This is a genomic window from Nonomuraea sp. NPDC050153 (genome assembly GCF_044460125.1).
Taxonomy (GTDB): domain Bacteria; phylum Actinomycetota; class Actinomycetes; order Streptosporangiales; family Streptosporangiaceae; genus Nonomuraea.
The window spans coordinates 24,312-42,217 of sequence record NZ_JBITJQ010000035.1 but is presented as its reverse complement, the minus strand read 5'-3'; the positions used below and the strand labels follow the sequence as shown (position 1 = coordinate 42,217).

Annotated in this window: 21 protein-coding genes; 13 read left to right on the top strand and 8 right to left on the bottom strand. The window is 67.1% G+C overall.

Going from position 1 to position 17,906, the window contains the following annotated elements:
* The 4 genes from ACIBQ1_RS49925 (at window position 1) to ACIBQ1_RS49910 (ending at window position 3,507) form a co-directional block, all read left to right on the top strand.
* Entirely contained in the window at window positions 1-879 is an 879-nt protein-coding gene (locus ACIBQ1_RS49925; protein ID WP_397288960.1) for an alpha/beta fold hydrolase, read from the top strand.
* A 394-nt stretch (window positions 880-1,273) separates the two neighbouring features.
* On the top strand, window positions 1,274-1,795 hold the full coding sequence (locus ACIBQ1_RS49920; protein ID WP_397288958.1) for a hypothetical protein: 522 nt from the start codon (window positions 1,274-1,276) through the stop codon (window positions 1,793-1,795).
* A gap of 96 nt (window positions 1,796-1,891) precedes the next feature.
* The gene (locus tag ACIBQ1_RS49915; protein ID WP_397288956.1) at window positions 1,892-2,407 is read left to right on the top strand and encodes a hypothetical protein; all 516 of its coding nucleotides are present in this window, start codon (window positions 1,892-1,894) and stop codon (window positions 2,405-2,407) included.
* Window positions 2,408-2,661: 254 nt separating this feature from the next.
* A complete protein-coding gene (locus tag ACIBQ1_RS49910) occupies window positions 2,662-3,507 on the top strand; it encodes an NBR1-Ig-like domain-containing protein (protein ID WP_397288954.1) in 846 nt (281 codons plus the stop codon).
* Window positions 3,508-3,635: 128 nt separating this feature from the next.
* Here ACIBQ1_RS49910 and ACIBQ1_RS49905 read toward each other — a convergent pair whose 3' ends face one another.
* The 4 genes from ACIBQ1_RS49905 to ACIBQ1_RS49890 form a co-directional block, all read right to left on the bottom strand.
* A complete protein-coding gene (locus ACIBQ1_RS49905; protein ID WP_397288952.1) occupies window positions 3,636-4,004 on the bottom strand; it encodes a hypothetical protein in 369 nt (122 codons plus the stop codon).
* A gap of 180 nt (window positions 4,005-4,184) precedes the next feature.
* Window positions 4,185-5,882, bottom strand: coding sequence for a serine/threonine-protein kinase (locus ACIBQ1_RS49900; RefSeq protein WP_397288950.1), 1,698 nt, complete (start codon window positions 5,880-5,882; stop codon window positions 4,185-4,187).
* A gap of 424 nt (window positions 5,883-6,306) precedes the next feature.
* Window positions 6,307-7,266 carry an NADP-dependent oxidoreductase gene (locus ACIBQ1_RS49895; RefSeq protein ID WP_397288948.1) on the bottom strand — a complete coding sequence of 320 codons (960 nt, stop codon included), beginning with the start codon at window positions 7,264-7,266 and terminating at the stop codon, window positions 6,307-6,309.
* Window positions 7,267-7,645: 379 nt separating this feature from the next.
* A complete protein-coding gene (locus tag ACIBQ1_RS49890; RefSeq protein ID WP_397288946.1) occupies window positions 7,646-8,569 on the bottom strand; it encodes a zinc-binding dehydrogenase in 924 nt (307 codons plus the stop codon).
* Window positions 8,570-8,708: 139 nt separating this feature from the next.
* Here ACIBQ1_RS49890 and ACIBQ1_RS49885 point away from each other — a divergent pair, with 139 nt between their 5' ends.
* The gene (locus ACIBQ1_RS49885; protein ID WP_397288944.1) at window positions 8,709-9,281 is read left to right on the top strand and encodes a TetR/AcrR family transcriptional regulator; all 573 of its coding nucleotides are present in this window, start codon (window positions 8,709-8,711) and stop codon (window positions 9,279-9,281) included.
* A 25-nt stretch (window positions 9,282-9,306) separates the two neighbouring features.
* Here ACIBQ1_RS49885 and ACIBQ1_RS49880 read toward each other — a convergent pair whose 3' ends face one another.
* Window positions 9,307-10,017, bottom strand: a complete 711-nt coding sequence (locus ACIBQ1_RS49880) for a TetR/AcrR family transcriptional regulator (RefSeq protein WP_397288942.1) — start codon at window positions 10,015-10,017, stop codon at window positions 9,307-9,309.
* A 117-nt stretch (window positions 10,018-10,134) separates the two neighbouring features.
* Here ACIBQ1_RS49880 and ACIBQ1_RS49875 point away from each other — a divergent pair, with 117 nt between their 5' ends.
* Window positions 10,135-11,097, top strand: coding sequence for a hypothetical protein (locus ACIBQ1_RS49875; protein ID WP_397289121.1), 963 nt, complete (start codon window positions 10,135-10,137; stop codon window positions 11,095-11,097).
* On the top strand, window positions 11,094-11,225 hold the full coding sequence (locus tag ACIBQ1_RS49870) for a hypothetical protein (RefSeq protein ID WP_397288940.1): 132 nt from the start codon (window positions 11,094-11,096) through the stop codon (window positions 11,223-11,225). The genes ACIBQ1_RS49875 and ACIBQ1_RS49870 overlap by 4 nt, the downstream gene beginning before the upstream one ends.
* Before the next feature lie 484 nt (window positions 11,226-11,709).
* Here the strand turns inward: ACIBQ1_RS49870 and ACIBQ1_RS49865 are convergent, their stop codons facing one another.
* The 3 genes from ACIBQ1_RS49865 to ACIBQ1_RS49855 all read right to left on the bottom strand — a co-directional run bounded on the left by ACIBQ1_RS49865 (window position 11,710) and on the right by ACIBQ1_RS49855 (window position 13,781).
* Window positions 11,710-12,060, bottom strand: a complete 351-nt coding sequence (locus ACIBQ1_RS49865; protein WP_397288939.1) for an Imm8 family immunity protein — start codon at window positions 12,058-12,060, stop codon at window positions 11,710-11,712.
* Between the two features lie 515 nt (window positions 12,061-12,575).
* Window positions 12,576-13,094 carry a GNAT family N-acetyltransferase gene (locus ACIBQ1_RS49860; protein ID WP_397288937.1) on the bottom strand — a complete coding sequence of 173 codons (519 nt, stop codon included), beginning with the start codon at window positions 13,092-13,094 and terminating at the stop codon, window positions 12,576-12,578.
* A 228-nt stretch (window positions 13,095-13,322) separates the two neighbouring features.
* Window positions 13,323-13,781: an NUDIX hydrolase gene (locus ACIBQ1_RS49855; RefSeq protein WP_397288935.1), complete on the bottom strand. Its 459-nt coding sequence runs from the start codon at window positions 13,779-13,781 to the stop codon at window positions 13,323-13,325.
* Window positions 13,782-13,851: 70 nt separating this feature from the next.
* Here ACIBQ1_RS49855 and ACIBQ1_RS49850 point away from each other — a divergent pair, with 70 nt between their 5' ends.
* The 6 genes from ACIBQ1_RS49850 (at window position 13,852) to ACIBQ1_RS49825 (ending at window position 17,820) form a co-directional block, all read left to right on the top strand.
* Complete coding sequence (locus ACIBQ1_RS49850) at window positions 13,852-14,637, top strand: GntR family transcriptional regulator (RefSeq protein ID WP_397288933.1); 786 nt, start codon at window positions 13,852-13,854, stop codon at window positions 14,635-14,637.
* Window positions 14,638-15,225: 588 nt separating this feature from the next.
* Entirely contained in the window at window positions 15,226-15,666 is a 441-nt protein-coding gene (locus ACIBQ1_RS49845; RefSeq protein ID WP_397288931.1) for an ATP-binding protein, read from the top strand.
* Window positions 15,667-15,968: 302 nt separating this feature from the next.
* Window positions 15,969-16,691 (top strand): GntR family transcriptional regulator, encoded by a 723-nt coding sequence (locus ACIBQ1_RS49840; protein WP_397288929.1) that lies wholly within the window; start codon window positions 15,969-15,971, stop codon window positions 16,689-16,691.
* A 123-nt stretch (window positions 16,692-16,814) separates the two neighbouring features.
* Window positions 16,815-17,228: a plasmid replication, integration and excision activator gene (locus ACIBQ1_RS49835; RefSeq protein WP_397288928.1), complete on the top strand. Its 414-nt coding sequence runs from the start codon at window positions 16,815-16,817 to the stop codon at window positions 17,226-17,228.
* A complete protein-coding gene (locus ACIBQ1_RS49830) occupies window positions 17,228-17,503 on the top strand; it encodes a hypothetical protein (protein WP_397288926.1) in 276 nt (91 codons plus the stop codon). The genes ACIBQ1_RS49835 and ACIBQ1_RS49830 overlap by 1 nt, the downstream gene beginning before the upstream one ends.
* Window positions 17,500-17,820 carry a hypothetical protein gene (locus tag ACIBQ1_RS49825; RefSeq protein WP_397288924.1) on the top strand — a complete coding sequence of 107 codons (321 nt, stop codon included), beginning with the start codon at window positions 17,500-17,502 and terminating at the stop codon, window positions 17,818-17,820. The genes ACIBQ1_RS49830 and ACIBQ1_RS49825 overlap by 4 nt, the downstream gene beginning before the upstream one ends.
* The last annotated feature ends 86 nt before the right edge of the window (window positions 17,821-17,906 follow it).

Sequence of the window (17,906 nt, the reverse complement as noted above, 5' to 3'; positions counted from 1 at the left end):
ATGCAAAACGTGAACATCTGGAGCGAAGAGTTCGGCGCCGACACGGACGCGCCGATCCTGCTGATCATGGGTTCGATGTCGCAGGGCATCCTGTGGCCGGACGAGTTCGTCGGCCGCCTGACCGCCGGAGGCCGACGGGCGATCCGGTACGACCATCGCGACACCGGCATGTCCGGCACCGTCGACTTCGCGGCGGAGCCGTACACGTGGGACGACATCAAGAACGACGTCTACCGCGTGATGGACGCCCACGGCCTGGAGAGCGCGCACCTGGTCTGCCACTCGGCGGGCGGCCTGCTCGGCCAGTTCGTCGCCGTGGAGCGGCCGGAGCGGGTGCGCTCGCTGACCGTCATCGGCTCCTCCCCGCTCGGCGGCGGCGAGGGCCAGGTGATCATGCGGGCCCTGATGGGACAGCCGCAGCCCGAGGGGAGCCTGCCGGAGCCGGCGCCGGAGTTCGTGGCCTTCTACCGTACGCTGATGGCGTCCCCGCCACCGGCGGACCGGCGCGCGCGGATCGACGGCATGATCGCCGAGCAGCGCCTGCTGCACGGCACCGGGTTGCCCTTCGACGAGGACGCGGCGCGGCGCCTGCAGGAACGGATCTACGACCGGGCCCGCGACCTGCCGGCGGTGGCCAACCACCGGCTGGCCGCCATGGCCAAGCCCGACTTCGAGCCGGTGGGCGTGCTCCATCAGGTGAAGGCGCCCACACTGGTCATCGAGGGCAGCCACGAGCCGGCCAAGCCGGGCCACAGCGCGATCATCGCCGAGCAGATCCCAGGGGCGCGGCTGATGATCGTGGCGGGCATGGGGCACACGCTGCCGCCCGAGGTGCACGAGGAATTGGCCGCCGCCATCCTCGCGCACACGGCCGGGTGACGCGCGCCGCGGTGCGCGCACCCGATCGATTCCGGGTGACAACCGGCGCCCTGCCGCCATGCGAATTGTTGGGGTGCCGCAATTGCTGCGACACCCCGAGGCGGGCTCGGCAGGGGCGCTGATCGTGCGAGGCCGGGAAGTTGAATCCCTGCCACAGGTTCCTGACCTGCGGATTCGATTGTCCTAATAGCTCTGGACAATGTTTGGATGATTTGACGGGGCAGATCGCTTGCCGGTGCTGGGCAGCGGCGGTCAGAGTGGTGCCGTTCCCAGCGCCGGTGTTCGGGATCGACGCCATTGTCAGGCGTTCGGATATTCCGCTGAATCGCTGTGCGCGGTTGTTCGGGGACTCCCGAGTCGGAAAGTGCAGAGGATTTCTTTGAAAGGAGATCCGATGATCGGACGAAAAGGGATTACCGGAGCGGCTCTCGTCGTCGGGCTGACGGCCGGGCTTATGGCGGGGTCGTCCGCGTCGGCGCAGGCGGGGCTGGGCGTCACCGCCGCCTCGGACAGCTCGGCCGTCCTGGCGCCGGGCTGGTCGGCCAAGTCCTTCCTGGGGATCGGGTACCACGACCGCTGCAAGGGCTGGCAGCGGATAAAGACCCCGTACAGGACCGGCGCCTACATCACGACCAGCAGGCAGGTTCATTGCGAGAAGGGCGAGTGGGGCCGCCGGGCCGTGGTCAAGACGAGCCTCCAGCAGTATCGCGGGCTGGGTTTCTGGCGGACGAAGGCCACCTCGGAGGTGAAGAAGGGAAGGGCGGCGTTCACCGTGACGACGACCCCTTCGTGGAAGTGCTCCGGCGGCAGTCAGCTCTACCGCAACCAGACGAAGGTGCATCTCTACTCCGTCCTGCGTGGCAGCGAAGTGGCCACCCTGTACAAGCGGTCGCAGGAGCGCCGGATCCGGTGTTGATCCCGGGCTGGGACGGGGGCGTGGCTCGGCCGGACTTCGGCCCTTGGCGCTCGCGAGAGCGCCAAGGGCGTCTTCTTCCGAAGGAGTGGGCGGCGGATGAGATCGCGTGAGAGAAGGCATGTCCCGGCGTGGCGCGTGATCGTCGGCGGGGTCGTGCCGGCCCTGGCCTTCGCGCTGTGGGCGACGGTCTCGGCGGCGGAGGAGAAACCGTACGAGGACGTCAAAAGGCAATACATCGCCGCCGTGGACGCGGTGTGCGAGGAAGCGTCCCGGCAGTCGGATCTCCGCGAGGAGCCGCCCGCGAACCTGCGCGAGGAGGTGGACGAGCTGCGCCGCGCGTCGGAGTCGATGACCGGCACCATCGCCGCGATAGAAGCGATCGCGCCACCCGATGGTGACGTCCCGCGGGTGCGGAACAGGTTCTTCGTGCCCGCCAGGGCGCTGGTCGCGAGCCTGCGCGAACTCAGCGGACGCGCGGAGGCGGCGATGCGCGCGGGCAGGGAGGGCGAGGCGAGGAAGGCGGTGGAACAGTCCCTGGAACCGGACGAGAACGAGAAGGCATTGCGATCCTTCGCGGCGGAATACGGCTTCCGGGCATGCGCGGGTGAATGACCACGGCGTCCAGGTAACCCGCAGAATTCCGGACTTATTCGGACAATTCAGGTAATCTCATTTGCTCTCAGGTGTCACAGGCCCATGCCGGGGTCGTCGACACGGCCGGATGACGGTGCCGGAGAGGGCAGGTGAAGATGCCGGAATTACCGGGGACATCAGGCTCGCAGGAAGACGAGCCTGACCCGCAGTGGACGGGCAGGGGAGCTCGGCCCGGGCGAAAGCCGGTCCGGCCGGAACCGGCCGCGGGCCCGGTGGCGGCCCTCGCGTACCGCCTGTGGGAGCTCAAGGAGGAGGCGGGCGACCCGTCCTTCGCGGAGATGTCGACCCGTATGGGCGCGGCGGCCTCCAAGTCCTCGCTGGCAGCCGCCGCCCGGGGACAGGTGCTGCCGACCTGGGAGACGACGTGGGAGTTCGTCCGGGTCCTCGCCGTCGACCGGCTGAGGCAGGACGCCGAGGAGGCCAGGCGCGAGTGGCGAGCCCACTGGGAGCGGGCCGCGAGCGCCGCCGTACGTGGCGAGACCACCGAAGGCCGTACGGGTCCCGATGAAACCCGCGCCGGACCCGCCGACATCGGGACAGAGGTCCGCATGGCAGAGCCCCCCGAACGCCGAACCCGGCCTCCCCTTGCCAGGAGGCCGGCCGTGATCGCAGCGGTCGTGACCGCTGCCGCCGCCGGTGCCGCCCTCTTCACCTGGCTCGTCCCGCTCTCCGGAAAGGACGCACCCACCAAGCCGGACACCTCGGCTCGAGCCTCCTCCCTCTACGACGATTCCGCCTTCGAGCAGGACGTCACCCATCCGGACGGCACGGTGGTGAAGACGGGGAAGGAGTTCACGAAGATCTGGCGGATCAGGAACACCGGCACCATCCCGTGGCGGGGACGCTATCTCACCCGGCTGAACGACACCCCGTGCCGTGCCCCCAAACGGGTCGAGATCCGCGTGGTCCAGCCGGGCGAGCCCGTCGACATCGCGGTCCGCGTCCGCGCGTCAGACTCCCCCGGCAGATGCAAGATCTACTGGAAGATGACCGACGAGACCGGGACCCAGCTGCTGTCCGCCAAGAAGCCGATCTTCCTGGACGTGGTCGTCGGCTGATCGGCAAGGCGCTCGCTCCCAGGATGCGGGATCTCACCCGGGTCACTCCGGTGCGCGATGACACCCCGCCGCATGCGATCCCGTTCGTACCGGCCGAAACGACCGCGGCTGCCGCGAATCGCTCAGTCCTATCGACAGGCGTTGCAATCGTCGCACAGGGTTTTGATCCAGGGGCGATCCCTGGCCCGGCCAGGGTTACCGCAGTACTCACAGATCCTGGCCGACTCCTGTTCAGCGGCGCGTACGAGGAGCATCGCCGCGTCGTCCTCCTGCTTGTAGCGCTCCGCCTCGTGTGGTTCGGGCCACCCGTCGCCCCCTTGGTGCAGGTAGCGCAGCAGGCCGGTGAGGGGGTAGATGCGCAAGGTGCCGTACTTCTCCTTGACCTGCTGGACGGCGTACCTGGGGCTGACGGCCAGCAGTTCCTCGTGCAGGCGTAGCAGCAGCGGATGCCAGCCTGAGCCGATGCCGTCGAGGTGGGCGGGGATCTGATCCGACATGGCTTCATACTCTGATGCAGCGGAGTCGGCTGTCGACAGCCTCAAGAGCCCGGACGCCGCTACCGGGGTGGTGTTCGCTGCCGATCCGTCCTCGGCCGACTGGGGACGGTTCCCTTCAGCGCTCTCCGGACACCGGTGGGACGTGAGGCGCTGACCGGGTTCCGGCCCCACGCCGTCCGATCACTGTCCGTCCTGGTAGACCATGGGGCCTGACTCCTTGAACGCCGCGCGTGAGGCGTCCTTGAGCCACTTGGTCGCGCCGGCGTCTCTGGTGAGGTTCGTGTAGACGGCCAGGGTACGGATCACATATCGACCGCTCTGTCCGGTCCACGAGTACAGCTGTACGTTCCACCAGTTCGACGTGTAGCAGATACCGGTTGATCCTGGACCCGACAGGGGGCACCGGATACCCCAGTCCTGCACGTAGACGTTCTTGAGCCTTGAGTAGGCGGTGCCGGCCCTGCCCGAGTCCTTCAGCGGAACGACCCAGACGGTCACCATGATGCGCCCCTTCGGAGCGCCCGAGCTGACATACGCGCCCACGGCCATGTCGTCGCAGCGTGCCTTGCGCAGGGCGGACTTGACCCTGGCGTCGGGCCACGGGCTCGGGCAGTCTTCCACCGCAGCCGCCTTACGGCTGAAACGCACCCCCTCGGCACTCGTGAAGGACAGCGGCAGCAGGGCGTCGGCCGTGATCGGGGTCGGGTCCGTACTTTCCTTGTTGAGGTCCGCGGGGTTGAACGGATCCTCGGTCGGCTCTTCCGAAGCTGTCCGCGAAGGCGTCGGCGCAGGTGTGTCAGAAGGGCTCGGCTGGGGGGAGCGGGCGGAGGTGGGCTGGGAGGTGGAGGTCTGGCCGCTCGACAGCGCTCCCCGTATCTCGTTCTTGACCACGGCCCGTACACCCACCACAGCCAGCACCAGAGCAACTGCTCCAGCGCCGACGGCCAGGCCGATCTTCTTCGACCGGCCGCCGCCGGGCGGAGGCCGGGGAGTCCCGCTCTCTTGTGGCGACGGATGCGGCCGGAGGATGAGCTGCTCGGCCTCCGGCATGCCCATCGCGGCGTGCGCCGCAGGCCACTGGGCGAGCGGGGCGGAAGGCTCGTCGCCGGTCAGACGGCGCAGTAGGGCGGCGGCGCTCGGCCGGGCCGTAGGGTCCTTGACCAGGCAGGCCGCAAGCGTCGGGCGCAATTCCTGCGGCACGGACGACAGATCAGGGTCGCGGGTCAGAATGGCGTGCATGATCACGGGAAAGGTGTCTCCACGGAAGGCCTGCTGCCCGGTGGCCGCGTAGATCATGGAGGTCGCCCAGCTGAACAGGTCGGCCGCCGGGGTGACCGGCGCTCCGCCGAACTGCTCCGGCGCCATGTAGACGGGGGTGCCCACCACGCTGTGCGTGGCCGTCTGGGCGGTCACCCTGGCGATCCCGAAATCGATCACCACGGGCCCTTCCGGACCCATGATCACATTGTGCGGCTTGAAGTCACGGTGGACTATCCCGGCCCGATGGATGGCCGCCAGCGCGGTGAGCGTGGCCACCGCGAGCCGCTCCAGCCCGCTGCCCGAACGCGGACCCTCGGTCCTGACCAGCAGGTCGAGCGATGGTCCTGGGATGTGCTCACTGACGATGTACGGCCGGCCGCCCACCAAGCCCGTGTCCAGCACCCGCGCGGTACAGAACGGAGCAACCTGGCGAGCCGCCTCGGCTTCGCGCAGGAACCGGCGGCGTGCGTTCTCATCCGCCGCGGCTCCAGCGTGTAACACCTTGACCGCGACCTGCTCGTTGGACGACCCCTGGCCCAGGTAAACCGTTCCCTGGCCGCCCCGCCCCAGTACACCGACAAGCCGATATGGGCCGATCTGACGTAAATCTTCCGGCATGAGCGAATGCACAAGATCTCACTTTAACGTTTGCCGGCAAGACCTCCTCGATGTCACCCACAGTGGGTCAAGTCACTGCGAAGCCTTCGTAGCCGTCGGCAGCGATCTCGGCACACCTGACGAGCTAAGGGCCGACGACCCGATTAGCTCGTCATAGGCGACGTTGCATCTCAGGCCACGGTGATGGACAGCTACGGCCGGCTCGTCGCGGACCTGTCTGGCCCGACTCGCTGAGCATGGCCTGGTTGACATCGAGGTCGAAGTGGGCGGGCTTGAGCTGTCCTCTCTCCGGCACCTCGGGCCAGATGAAACCCGGCGGCGCTGGCAGGCCGAGACTGGATGAAGCACCACTCAGTACAACAATTCGGAGGATTCAGAACAAGCTGAGCCGCGACCGTGCTCCTGATCGGAGTCATTGCCGAGTTCATGGAACCAGCACGATCTTGCCCTTCACTCGGCCCGTCTCGATGAGTTCGTGTGCCTTGGCCACTTCCGGGAGCGGAAGGGTGTGCTCGACCGCGACCCGCAGCTGTCCGCGGGCCGCGAGCGTCACGAGGTCCGTCAGGTCCGCCGTGTTCGGGGCGACAGTGACGTCGACGAAGCGGATGCCGTGTTCTTGGGCCTTCGCGCGTACCTCGGCGCGGTCCGGGTTGGGCTGGCGCACGTCAATGTAGGTTCCGCCGGGAGGCAGGAGGGTCAGCGAGCGGGGGCCGTAGTCGTCGCCGAGCGGGTCCAGGACCACGTCGACGCCGTCCTGGACCACCGCGGTGAAGTCCGCCGACGTGTAGTCGATCACCTCGTCCGCGCCCAGCCGGCGCAGGAAGGCATGCTTCTCAGAGCGCGCGGTGCCGATCACGTGCGCGCCGCGTGCCTTGGCGATCTGTACGGCGAGGTGTCCGACGCCACCGGCCGCCGCGTGGATCAGCACCCGCTGCCCGGCGGTGACCTGGGCCGCCGCCAAGGCCTGCCAGGCCGTCAGGCCGGCCATGGCCAGCCCTCCCGCCTGGATCAAATCCGCCCCGGACGGGACGGGCGCCAGGAGGTCGGTCCGGGTGACGGTGTACTGCGCCTGTGCGCCATGTGGCGAAAACACGAAGCCGTACACGGTGTCACCGGGACCGAGGCCGGTCACCTCGCTGCCGACGGCCGCCACCTCGCCGGCGAGTTCCAGTCCAGGCGTGAACGGCGGTTGGTGGGACCGGTGGCCGGGCAGCCCGGCGCGGATCTTCGAGTCGGCGGGGTTGATCCCGGCCGCCCGGACCCGGACGAGTACCTCATCGGGACCAGGCACAGGACGCTCGACCTCAGCGACCTGCAGTACTTCGGGACCGCCGTAGTCGAGCTGCCGGACCGCGTGCATGAAATGGGCGAAGCTGGTGGTCATGGTCACATTCCTCGGTTCTTGGATTCCGGCTGCACCGGGTCTGCCCAGCGCGCGGAAAGGACGGGGCGTTGCGTGGAGGGGCGGCCGTGCGGGATCAGGACGCGTGGAGCGGCGTCGGGGCAGTGACCAGTTCGATCGCGCGGATGCGGTCGGGGCGGTCGTTGGCTGTGGGGGCGAGGATCAGCTCGTCCGCTTGCGTGCGTGCGGCCGGAACGCTCTGCGGCCCGTGCGAGCGGAACGGCACCGCGCAGCGCGTCGTCGGGAGACTCCTCCCGGCCTACTTGGGCGACGTCGAGGAGGGAGTACTTCATCGGTCCTCGTTCGTGGATACGGGTACCGGATGCGTCCGCCCGGAACCGGCCAAGAGGAGGCCGCTCGGTTACGAGATGCGCAGGGTCGTCCGGCCCTCCAGCTCGCGCGCCCCCAGGGCTGCGAGCAGGTCAGCGGCCTCTTCCCACGAAGCCGCACCGGTGACGTGAGGATCGATGCGCCCCGTCTCGGCGAGCTGCGCCAGCAGCTCCAGCCGCCTGACACCGCGGCCGGCTTCGCGCTGTCCCCTGGTGTTGGTGACGCTCACGAGCCTCGCTCCCGGGTGCATCGCGAACCAGAAGGACGGCACGCTCGCGGTTTCCGGGACGGTCTGCGCCAGTGACGCCAGCACGCCGTCCTCGGCCACGAGCGACATCGCCCGGCTGAGGACATCGCCGCCCACCAGGTCGACGACCAGATCGAAAGGTCCTTCAGCCTCGTCAGCCGTGGCCGTGGTCAGCCAGTCGAAATCCCGCAGCAGCTCATGCCGCTGCCGCGAGCTGACCAGGCCGGTGACGTTCGCCCCCGCCAGGTGGGCCAGCTGCACAGCGAGCCGACCGACACCGCCGGTGGCCCCGGTCACCAGTACCCGGGCCCCCAGCAGGAAACCGCCCGCCTCCAGCCCCGCAAGAGCGGCGAGGCCACTGTTGGGCAGCGCTGCGGCCACATTGTCGGCAAGGGCCTCGGGGACCGGGACGACGAGGGAGCTGTCCAGCGCGGCGCGCTCGGCCCAGCCTCCGGCGCGCGTGGATGTGTATCCCATGACCCTTGTGCCCACCTTCGGGCCGGAGCCGTCGACGGCCGGCTCGACGACGGTCCCGACGACGTCCAGCCCTATGGGCGATCCGGGCGGGGACAGCCGGGCCGTGTTCAGGTCCCCTCTGGCGACGGTCGACGCCGACACCCGCACCAGCAGTTCACTGTTCGTGCGACGGGGCTCCGGTGCCTCGGCGAACTCCACCGAGCCGTCCTTCGTCGTGATCAACGCACGCATGTCAGCCTTCCTCTCATCCATGCGGGAGCGTCCGCCTCGACGCCCAGGCCAGGGCACCGCCGACGGAATTGGGCTAGGGTGCCCACTTAGAGACCGTAACACGTAACCGGGCACCTGTGCCCACTTATGGGTTGGTGACATGATCGATCAGTACGCAGCGCAGCGCAGCCTGCGCGCCGACGCGGAACGCAACCGCGACCGCATCGCCGGCGCCGCCCGCGCCGCCTTCCGCGAACTCGGAGCCGACGCTCCGACGAAGGAGATCGCCAAGCGCGCGGGCGTGGGCACGGCCACGCTCTACCGGCGATTCCCGACCCGTGAAGACCTCCTGGCCTACGTCTTCACCGACCGGCTGACCGAATGCGAGAGCTCAGTTCACACCGCGCTGGCCAACCCCGACCCCTGGCAGGGCCTCGTCGACCACGTCAACCATCTCGCGCACCTGCAACTGGAGGACCGGGCATTCACCGCGGTCTTCCTCCACGACTTCCCGGCGGACAGCCCAGTCGGCCGCTCCCGCACCGAGGCCGGAAGAGCGCTACGCCAACTGCTCGACGCGGCCAAGACCGCCGGCGACCTCCGCCAGGACGCTGATGAGAACGACGTGATGCTGCTGCTCAAGGCGAACGACGGCGTTCTGCGCTGGGCCGGCGACCCCGCACAGGAAAGCCGACAGCTCATCGAACGATTTCTCCACTCCCTCCACACCTGAGTCCCCTGCAGCGAACGTCCGGCCATCAACATCGAGGTCTGACCAGAGCGGCGAGCTCGGTGTCGACGACTTCGGCGGCGTAGGGGGCGGCGTCCGGGGTGATTGGGCGCAGCAGGCCGAATACCTCCATGGACACCAGGCCGTGCAGGTGCACGAACAGGTCGAGCCACACGGCGAGGACCTCCGTCGGCACCCGCTGTTCGTGCCGCCTGGACCAGGTCTCGAGCTGTTCGGCGGTGCCCGGTGACAGGCGGGCGGCGCGCCGGTGCAGCGTGTCGGGGTCGAGGCGGCCTTCGGTGTAGGCGCGGGTGAGCAGCCCGAGGGCGAACCGGCCGATGCGACTCCCGGCACGCACAGTGTCTTCCGGCGGCGCGAGGTAGCCGGGGACCGGGGTGCCATAGGCGAGCCCGAACTCGGCTGGGTGGGCCAGCGCCCAGGCCCGGTAGGCGTGCCAGACCCCACGCAGCGCCTCCCCCACGTCATCGTGCGCACCGCCGGCTTCGACGGCGTCGGCGTGCTCGTCGAACGCAGCGACGATCAGGTCGGTCAGCAGCTCGTCGCGGCTCGGGAAATAGCGGTAGAGGGCGGAAACAGCGATCCCGACGTCGCGGGCGACTGCGCGCAGGGACAGGCCGGCGGCGCCGGAGCGGCGCAATTCCTCGAGGGCAGCGGTCCGGATAGCGGCGAGCAACTCCTGTCGGCGGCGGGCCCGCAAGCCGGTGGAAGCGGTCGTCATCCCGCCATGGTCGCACAAAACGAGAACACTGTTCTTGACAAGGCGAAGAGAAAGAACGATGCTCTCAACGAGAACATCGTTCTCTATTCTGTCCGACCTACTCGGGAGAAGTCCCCCATGACCACCGCCGCACCGACGTCGGCACCGACCGCCGTCCGCGACCTGTTCACCAACCGATGGCTGCTGCTGTTCCTGGCCGCCTGGGCGGCCGCCACCGTCTACATCTTCACGACCGACCGGTCCGTGCTGCCGCTCAGCGACCAAGAGCCGATCGGGTACTTCTCCGGCATCGCCGGCGGCGTCGTCAGCATCGCGTTCTTATTCCTCCTCGCGCGGCGCCGCGCACCGCTCGATCACCGCAACGCCCCCGACTTCCGCAACCCCGGCAAGGAGACCGCCGGCCTGCTGGCCTGGATGGCGGCAGTCCTGGCGGTCGGCAACGTGTTCGACATCCGCACCCACATCGCGTTCGTCGGGCTCGCCCCCGGCGCGCAGGCCGTCTGGGACGGGCAGACCCCTGCAACCACCCTGACCTGGGCGATCTTCAACTTCGTCACCCTCGCGGTACTGCCGTACTGGTTCTTCCGTTACCGGCTGGGCTACCGCCCGGACAGCATGCTGCTGCGGTTCGGCCGGCCGAAGGTGTGGATTCCGTACTTCATCCTCGTCGGGCTCCCGCCGATCTTCTTCGTCGCCACCCCGGAGTACTACACGACCTCCGCCGCCGGGCACGCGCTCACCCTCGTGCTGTTCACCCTCGGGTCGTTCCTGCCCATCATGATCACGACCCAGTCGCTGCTGACCCCGCGGCTGTCGGTCCTGGCGCGGTCGTGGGTGACCGGATCGGTCCTGTCCGCTCTCGCGTACGGCGCCCTCAACATCACCGAGGCGTTCCTCGGGTGGGATTCGCCCGCACAGGTCGCCTTGTCCCTCGCATGGTTCATGCAGGTCGCGTTCTGGGGTCTTGCGAAGGCCGTCACGACGCTGCGGACCGGCAACGCCTGGTTGCACATCGCAACCACCCACACCATCCACCTCGCCGAGGCCCCGGCCGTCGCAACCACCTTCGACCTGCGATGACGGCGACCCTGCTGGCCCACCCCGCGCACCTCGCACCCGACGGCGGCGCCGAGGCGTTCATCGGGGTGGCGCTGCTGCTCGTGGGCGCGGCGACGGCACTGTGGCGGGCCCGCCGACGAGACAGCTGAAGGAGACGGCCGAGCGACGAGGACCTTCAACCGGGCCGGTTTCGAGCGGACCCGCACCGATGACCTCATCCACGCTGTCCGCACCGTGCTCGCGAGGGCGCCCGCTGCAACGATCAGGTTGAACGGGCCGGTCGCGCTCGAGGCCAACTGCAGCGTCAGCATGTCGTCCAGCGCGCGCTTGGCCCCGACCACTGTGGCGGCCGGGGGAGAACTTACGTGAACACGGCACCATACGGTCGAGAGGTTCGGCGCGACGGCCAAATGGCGGTCAAACGATCAAGAGGCCAGATCCGCGATCTTGGGATCTAGCCTCTGAGCTGGTTGAACTCTGTGGGGCTACCAGGACTTGAACCTGGGACCTCTTCCTTATCAGGACTGTCCATGCCTTGATCAGAGGCTTATGCCCCGGCCCTGAACAGTGCTGTGTGAGTGTGGACGTGAGCTGCTGTGTGCCCCTGTTGCAGTACTCGTTGCAGTGCAGGGCTCAGTCAGCGTAGTCCTCGAACTCCCATTCTCCGATGCGGCCGATCTTCTCAGCGAGCTCACTCCACGTCGGAGCTTCCAGCACGGCAATTCGATCACTCAGCCACTTGGTCACCTTGTCAGGGTGAAGTGCGGGGACGAAGAGCCAGTGCCGGCCGATGAGAACGGGGTGGTGCTGCAACTGCTCCACAAGGGCCAATGGAGTGCAGACGGTGAGCTGAAACCGTTCCGCTCCTGGACCGCCCCAAGGGCCGACATACATCTCCAGGAGTTCACAGGCGTGGGCTGGATCATCAACGCTCCGCCCGACATCAAGGTCGACCCAACGGAAATCATTCACTCGTGCTCTCATCGTTCAATGATCGCGCAAGGGGCGATACCGGAGGGCGGGCTGTCAGCTTGGGAACTGCAAGGATCGCGGCACGTGAGGGCTCTGAGCTGGGCAGAAGCCTGGTCATGAGTGACCGTGGTTGACCCCTCGTTACCCTGTTTAATTGCACGCTAATTGCACGGCGATCAGCCTGCGACCTGGTGTTTCTCGTGCGACGCGCACTGTGCGCCCTGATCATCCCGTCTGCCGTCGACCCGCCCGAAGGGGAAGCGGGCCAGGGCCACGGGTACCAGATGGAGCGCCCCACCGGACGAACGATCTGGTACCCGTGGCCCTGGTCTGCTCGGCTTGCCCCGGGTCGATGGTGGGCGGGATGATCAGGCTTCCACCCCCGCCGTCTACGGCCTGGACGCCTGGCGGGGCGATCATCCCGGAGCCGGAGCGCCCCCGCCGGAGGCACTTCTTTTGTGCTCTGGGGTCGAAGGCGGTAACGCCGCCGTCGCTTGGGAGGGCCTTGCTCCTTGCTCTCTATGTCATCAAGCGGTGTGCACCCAGGTAAGAAGTTCGTAGGTACGTCCCTTGTCTGTCACCTGTTCAGGTGCTTCGTCTGTGAGTTGGAAACCGGCGCTGCGGACGACGGCGATACTGGCGTGGTTATCAGGCTCGATCTGCGCGAACACGTTCGGCATGGCCAGAGATTGATGGGCGTAGTCGGTTATCAGCCGGACTGCACGGCTCACCAAGCCTTGCCCCCGATAGGCAACTCCGAGACCGTAGCCAATACTGCCGGTCTCCAGGTTCAGTAGGACTTCGCCTCGCGGGTGTTGCCCATCGACGGTGATAGCCAAGTGAAGGCGCTGGCCACTGGCCTGAGTTCTCTGAATCATCTGCAGGTACTCGCGCGCAGCGACCAAGTCGAAGGGAGAGGGGAGCGGCGTGCGGTGGCCAATGTCGGGGGTGTCGAAGAGTTCTACCATCGCGGGCGTGTCGTGCTCGGTCCAGTGTCGCAGCACGATGCCGTAGCCGGTCAACGATGTGACGTCGGACGTACTCATGAATGCCTCCAGTGGTCAGAAGAGCGTGAACGCATTCTGTCGCGCGATCCTGGGAGACGAAGCCATTGGTCGTGTTGGCTAGGAGCCGCTGGGAGCGACACCGCGCGGCCCGAGCCGCCGGCGGCCGGGACCGGCCCCCAGGCCGCACGCCCGGCCGCCGAGCGGACGCAGGGCCGCGAGGCGGCGCGGAGCGCCGCCCTTGATCCATATAAGAACAATTCGGCAAGGTCACTGCTGAGGCTGCCGCGGGTCTTCGGGTCGGAGTAGGTGAACGCCGTCGTGGTGACGGATGGCTGGAATGCTGCTGCCTTGCATGGCGTCGAGTACGCGGATGCCGAACGCTTGGGATGCGAGGGATTGGACCTCGTCGGCCGTGACCCACTTGAAGCCGCGAGCCTCGTCGGTCTCGACGAGCTTTCCGCCGATGACCTTGCAGCGAAAGACCAGGGCGACGATGCCTCGTGCCATGTTCTTGTAGACGCCGGTCAGGGTGACGGGCTCGACCTCCAGGCCGGTTTCCTCGCGGATCTCGCGGAGCAAGCCCGAGATGATGTCTTCGTCCAGCTCCAGGATCCCGCCAGGCGCTTCCCAGTGGCCGTTGTCTCGGCGTTGGGTCAGAAGTGCGCGTCCCTGATCGTCGATGATCACGCCTGCCACGCTGACGGAGTGTCTGTGGGGCTGGTTCATCGATTCCCTCCGGCGTACCTGGTCGCTATCCTCAACCCGCAAACACGTATGTACGAGTTGAGGAGTGGTCGTGGCAGAGCTCTCGTTGCCGGACCTCGATCCCGTCAGCGATCGGGCCGTTTTCCGCCAGATAGCTGATCACATTCGTGACGCCATCGAGCGCGGCTCGCTCCCTGAAGGTGCCAAGGTGCCCTCAGAAGCTCAGCTCATGCAACATTACGGGGTTGCACGGATGACCATCCGGAATGCGCTGCAAGTCCTTCAAGGTGAAGGGCTGACGGTGGCGGAGCACGGGCGCGGCGTGTTCGTCCGTTCGCGCCCTCCTGTGCGCCGCTTGGCGTCGGACCGCTTCGCCCGGAGGCATCGAGAGCAGGGCAAGGCAGCGTTCATCGCCGAGACCGAAGGAGCCGGCGCAAAGCCCTCGGTGGACTCCATAGAGATCAAAGAGGTACGCCCTCCGGTCGCCGTCGCGGAACGGCTGGCCATCTCCCCCGACGAGCTCGTGATCTCTCGATCCCGGCGTTACCTGATCAATGGTCAACCGGTCGAGACGGCCGTCTCGTACATCCCGGCGGAGATCGCGCGGAACACGCAGATCGCGGAACCGAACAGTGGGCCAGGCGGGATCTACGCCCGTCTGGAGGAGTTGGGATACCGGCTCGATCATTTCGTGGAAGACGTGAAGGCGAGGATGCCTCTCCGCGATGAAGTGCGGGCGCTCAAGCTCGCTCCAGGCGTTCCCGTGTTCCAGTTGATCCGCACCGCGTACACGGTGGAAGGGCTCCCTGTAGAAGTCTGCGACACGGTGATGTCGAGTGACGCCTACGTGCTCTCGTATGAACTGCCCGCACGATAGCGCTTGACTGACTCCTCTAGACGAGTTGACAATGCTTCAGAGCAACTCCTCTAGGCGAGTAGAGGTGCTGGCTTTCCAGGCAGCCACAGCAACGGCAGGGATTGACCATGGACGATCGAGGATCATGTGGATCTTGCGACGGTCGGGGCTGGAAGTACGTGAGTCCTCGGCGCGGGTTAGTCGCGATACCGGCGGGTGGGAAGCTGGCCGCCATCCGAGCTAGGGAGACCTGCCTGACGTGCGATGGCACAGGTTCTGACCTGGAGGCCACGTGACCAGGCGTAGTCGGGGACAAGCTCGTGCGGTCCAAGCCGTGACGAGTGCCCAGGTGTGGCAGTCGCAGTTTCAGCGCTTGGTGCCGCTGGCCTGGAACCTTCGCTTGGCGGGGTTGAGCGTCACCTTGCAACTCCAGGTCGGCAGCGATCCCGCCCTGGTCCTTCAGGGCGCTGTGGAGTATGTGAAGGTCCGCGTTGCCTGGCGCGCTGAGGGATGGTTCTACACCTGGGGGCGGGGCCCGGACCGGTCCGTGAGCGCGGACGCGCTGGGCGAGGCTGGCGAGACGATTGCTCGACTGGTGAGGCGGTCGTAGTGGTCTATCTGTGGTTGCCCGTCTATCCCGCCGCGCTGTCGCTGGCCCGTGACTACGTACGGGATGTACTAACGACGTGGGGCCGTGAGGATTTGGGGGAGGACGCTGAGCTGATCGCTACCGAGCTGAGCTCGAACGCGATCAAGGCCATGGGTCCCATTGAGCCCCTGGGCACGGTTCCTCGCTGGGTTCCTGAGGCGTCGCCGACTTGCGGGTCCAGGTCGTTCTGCTTGGGCCTGTACGAGACGTGCGTACCCGGCAAGCTCGTGGTCCTGGAGGTGTGGGACTCGGCCCGCACTCCGCCGAAACTGATCAAGGCTGGACCTGATGAGCTGGGCGGGCGGGGCCTGTCGGTGGTGGATCACCTGGCGGAGAGCTGGGGGTATCGGTGGCTGTCGGCGGGCGGCAAGGTGGTCTGGGCCGCGCTGGGCGGGTCGTGATCGACATGGCTCAAGACAAGTGGAGTCACGCTCATGGAACGGCCCGTGAAGCGGCATCGTTGGGCGAGGATCACGCGGGATGCACGGGGTTGACGAGAGTCGAATTCCTCGACCATTTCGATCTGAACGTGGATGACGTGCGTGACGGATATAGCGCGACTGCGCTATATCACCTGTACTTGCATGCTCGTGTTCGCACGCGGCTGCTTGGCCGTCAAGCTGAACCGTAGGGCTGGAGATACTTGATGTCAGCTTGATACTCTGACGACAAGTCGAGTTGTTAGGCGGTCGCCATGGCATCAATGGATGAGTTCCAGCCCCCGAAGTATGCCCAGATCGTGCAAGCGATCACTGGCAAGATCGCCGACGGTACCTACCCTCCGGGTTCGCTGCTACCGTCCGAGACGCAGCTCGTCAAGGAGTTCGGGGTCTCCCGTCCTACCGTCGTGCGGGCGCTTCAAGTGCTGCAACTGCGCAACGTGATCGATCGCGAGCACGGAAGGGGCTCGTACGTAAAGGCGGCTCCCGCGCTCAGCGACGCGGGCAGCAAGCCAAGCCGCGCCATGCTCGACCGCAGCGAGAGCAACGAGGGCGGCACTGTCGTACGGGCCGGCTGGCAGTCGGCTCCCCGGCCGGTAGCGCGCCTGCTCGACCTGGAGGACAACGCGCCGGTCATGATGCGGCGTGTGCTCTTCCACGACGGTGAACGGCCGACTGAGCTGGTCACCTTCTGGGCTCACCACGAGATCGCCAACGGGGCCGAACTTGATCAGGCGAGTGTCTTGAGCGTGGGACTGCGTCAGCATCTTCAGACGGTCAAGCGGCTGCGGTTGCAGCACGTGGTGGAGCGGTTGAGCGCTCGCCATCCGTCAGCAGATGAGGCCAAGATCCTGGAGATCGGCAAGGGGTCGGCCGTGCTGGGCGTGGTGGCCACGGTGTTCGATGCATCCGGCCGTGCGGTGCTGGTCGTCGATCAGGTGATGCCCGGATCACTGCATGAGCTAGAGGACTCTTACGCCCTCTAGACATGTGACCTGCATCACATCGATACTCTCTCGTTAACTCATCTTGTCAAGCCGTCATGGCTGGGTACATTCGAAGTACTCGACAAGACAAGTTGTTGAGAATACGACGAGAAGGAATCTCGAATGGCTCTGCAAGGTCCCATCCCCGTCAGCTTCGACCAGGTCTTCCCCGCTGGCTGCTACGCGGTCGGGGAAGTCGAGCCGGTGCGCGACTTCGAAGCCTCCAGCAGCGGGCGGGAGGTTCAGGCGCGCGACAAGCTGTCCGGTGAGCTCGTGTGGCAGATCGCGGTCATGGACGCCGACCCGACCGTGAAGGCGTCGCAGAAGACGGTCGCGGTCAAGGTCCTCTCCCCGGTACAGCCGATCCCGCCGGCGGCGATGTCCGGGCTGCCGTTCACGCCGGTGGAGTTCGACGGCATGACCGTCACCCCGTACGTCAACCAGCAGGGACGGCTGGCGTACTCGATCAAGGCGCGTGAGATGCGCGCTCCCCGCCAGGTCAGCAAGCACGCGGTCAGCAAGGAGGCGGCGGTCTGATGAGCACGCGGAACCGCAAGCGGCCCACGAGCGTGATCAACCTCAACACCTCGGCCGGTGCCCGTGCCGAGAACCGCCCCTACCGGCTGCGCACGCCAGTGCTCATGCTCGACTTCGGCGCCACCTCGGTACTGGTCACCACCTCGACGGCGACCCGGGTCACGGCGGCCGACGTGGAGTTCGCCCGCCAGCTCGCCGAACAGGCGGCCGGTTTCGCTACCTCGGTCGAGCGCATGTTCCGTGGCCTTCCGGCCGGAGCGGCGGTGACCAAGTGAGCAGCCGCGACCCCTACACCTACGTGTCCATGGCCATGTACGGCACGGAGCGACCGCAGCTCCACATCTCGTTCCACACGCCGTACCTGCGGGCGAACACGATGCTGGTCGAGAAGGTGCGGCCGGTGCTGTGCCTGGAGACCAGCGAGGCGGGCCTGACGATCTCCACCACTGGCGCTGGGCTGGTCACCGACCAGGATGTGATGCTCGCCCGGAAGATCGCCGACGCGGCTACGGCCTACCTCGCCGACTGTGAGCGCTTGCACGCCGAACAGTCGGCCCCTGACCAGGCCACCAGCGACCAGACGGCGGCCTGACCACTGGTAAGGCGGGGCCGCCAGAAGCGCCAACTTCCGGCGGCCCCTTGGTTCTCCCCTGACACCACATCACGAGAGGCACCAAG

Excerpts from the sequence above, each read along its gene's own strand:
- ACIBQ1_RS49830 (WP_397288926.1), top strand. The coding sequence starts at position 17,228 with ATGAGCACGCGGAACCGCAAGCGGCCCACGAGCGTGATCAACCTCAAC.
- ACIBQ1_RS49865 (WP_397288939.1), bottom strand. The coding sequence starts at position 12,060 with ATGAGAGCACGAGTGAATGATTTCCGTTGGGTCGACCTTGATGTCGGG.
- ACIBQ1_RS49895 (WP_397288948.1), bottom strand. The coding sequence starts at position 7,266 with ATGACCACCAGCTTCGCCCATTTCATGCACGCGGTCCGGCAGCTCGAC.
- ACIBQ1_RS49920 (WP_397288958.1), top strand. The coding sequence starts at position 1,274 with ATGATCGGACGAAAAGGGATTACCGGAGCGGCTCTCGTCGTCGGGCTG.
- ACIBQ1_RS49905 (WP_397288952.1), bottom strand. The coding sequence starts at position 4,004 with ATGTCGGATCAGATCCCCGCCCACCTCGACGGCATCGGCTCAGGCTGG.
- ACIBQ1_RS49925 (WP_397288960.1), top strand. The coding sequence starts at position 1 with ATGCAAAACGTGAACATCTGGAGCGAAGAGTTCGGCGCCGACACGGAC.
- ACIBQ1_RS49835 (WP_397288928.1), top strand. The coding sequence starts at position 16,815 with ATGGCTCTGCAAGGTCCCATCCCCGTCAGCTTCGACCAGGTCTTCCCC.
- ACIBQ1_RS49880 (WP_397288942.1), bottom strand. The coding sequence starts at position 10,017 with ATGACGACCGCTTCCACCGGCTTGCGGGCCCGCCGCCGACAGGAGTTG.
- ACIBQ1_RS49840 (WP_397288929.1), top strand. The coding sequence starts at position 15,969 with ATGGATGAGTTCCAGCCCCCGAAGTATGCCCAGATCGTGCAAGCGATC.
- ACIBQ1_RS49885 (WP_397288944.1), top strand. The coding sequence starts at position 8,709 with ATGATCGATCAGTACGCAGCGCAGCGCAGCCTGCGCGCCGACGCGGAA.
- ACIBQ1_RS49890 (WP_397288946.1), bottom strand. The coding sequence starts at position 8,569 with ATGCGTGCGTTGATCACGACGAAGGACGGCTCGGTGGAGTTCGCCGAG.
- ACIBQ1_RS49875 (WP_397289121.1), top strand. The coding sequence starts at position 10,135 with ATGACCACCGCCGCACCGACGTCGGCACCGACCGCCGTCCGCGACCTG.
- ACIBQ1_RS49915 (WP_397288956.1), top strand. The coding sequence starts at position 1,892 with ATGAGATCGCGTGAGAGAAGGCATGTCCCGGCGTGGCGCGTGATCGTC.
- ACIBQ1_RS49900 (WP_397288950.1), bottom strand. The coding sequence starts at position 5,882 with ATGCCGGAAGATTTACGTCAGATCGGCCCATATCGGCTTGTCGGTGTA.
- ACIBQ1_RS49870 (WP_397288940.1), top strand. The coding sequence starts at position 11,094 with ATGACGGCGACCCTGCTGGCCCACCCCGCGCACCTCGCACCCGACGGC.
- ACIBQ1_RS49860 (WP_397288937.1), bottom strand. The coding sequence starts at position 13,094 with ATGAGTACGTCCGACGTCACATCGTTGACCGGCTACGGCATCGTGCTG.
- ACIBQ1_RS49855 (WP_397288935.1), bottom strand. The coding sequence starts at position 13,781 with ATGAACCAGCCCCACAGACACTCCGTCAGCGTGGCAGGCGTGATCATC.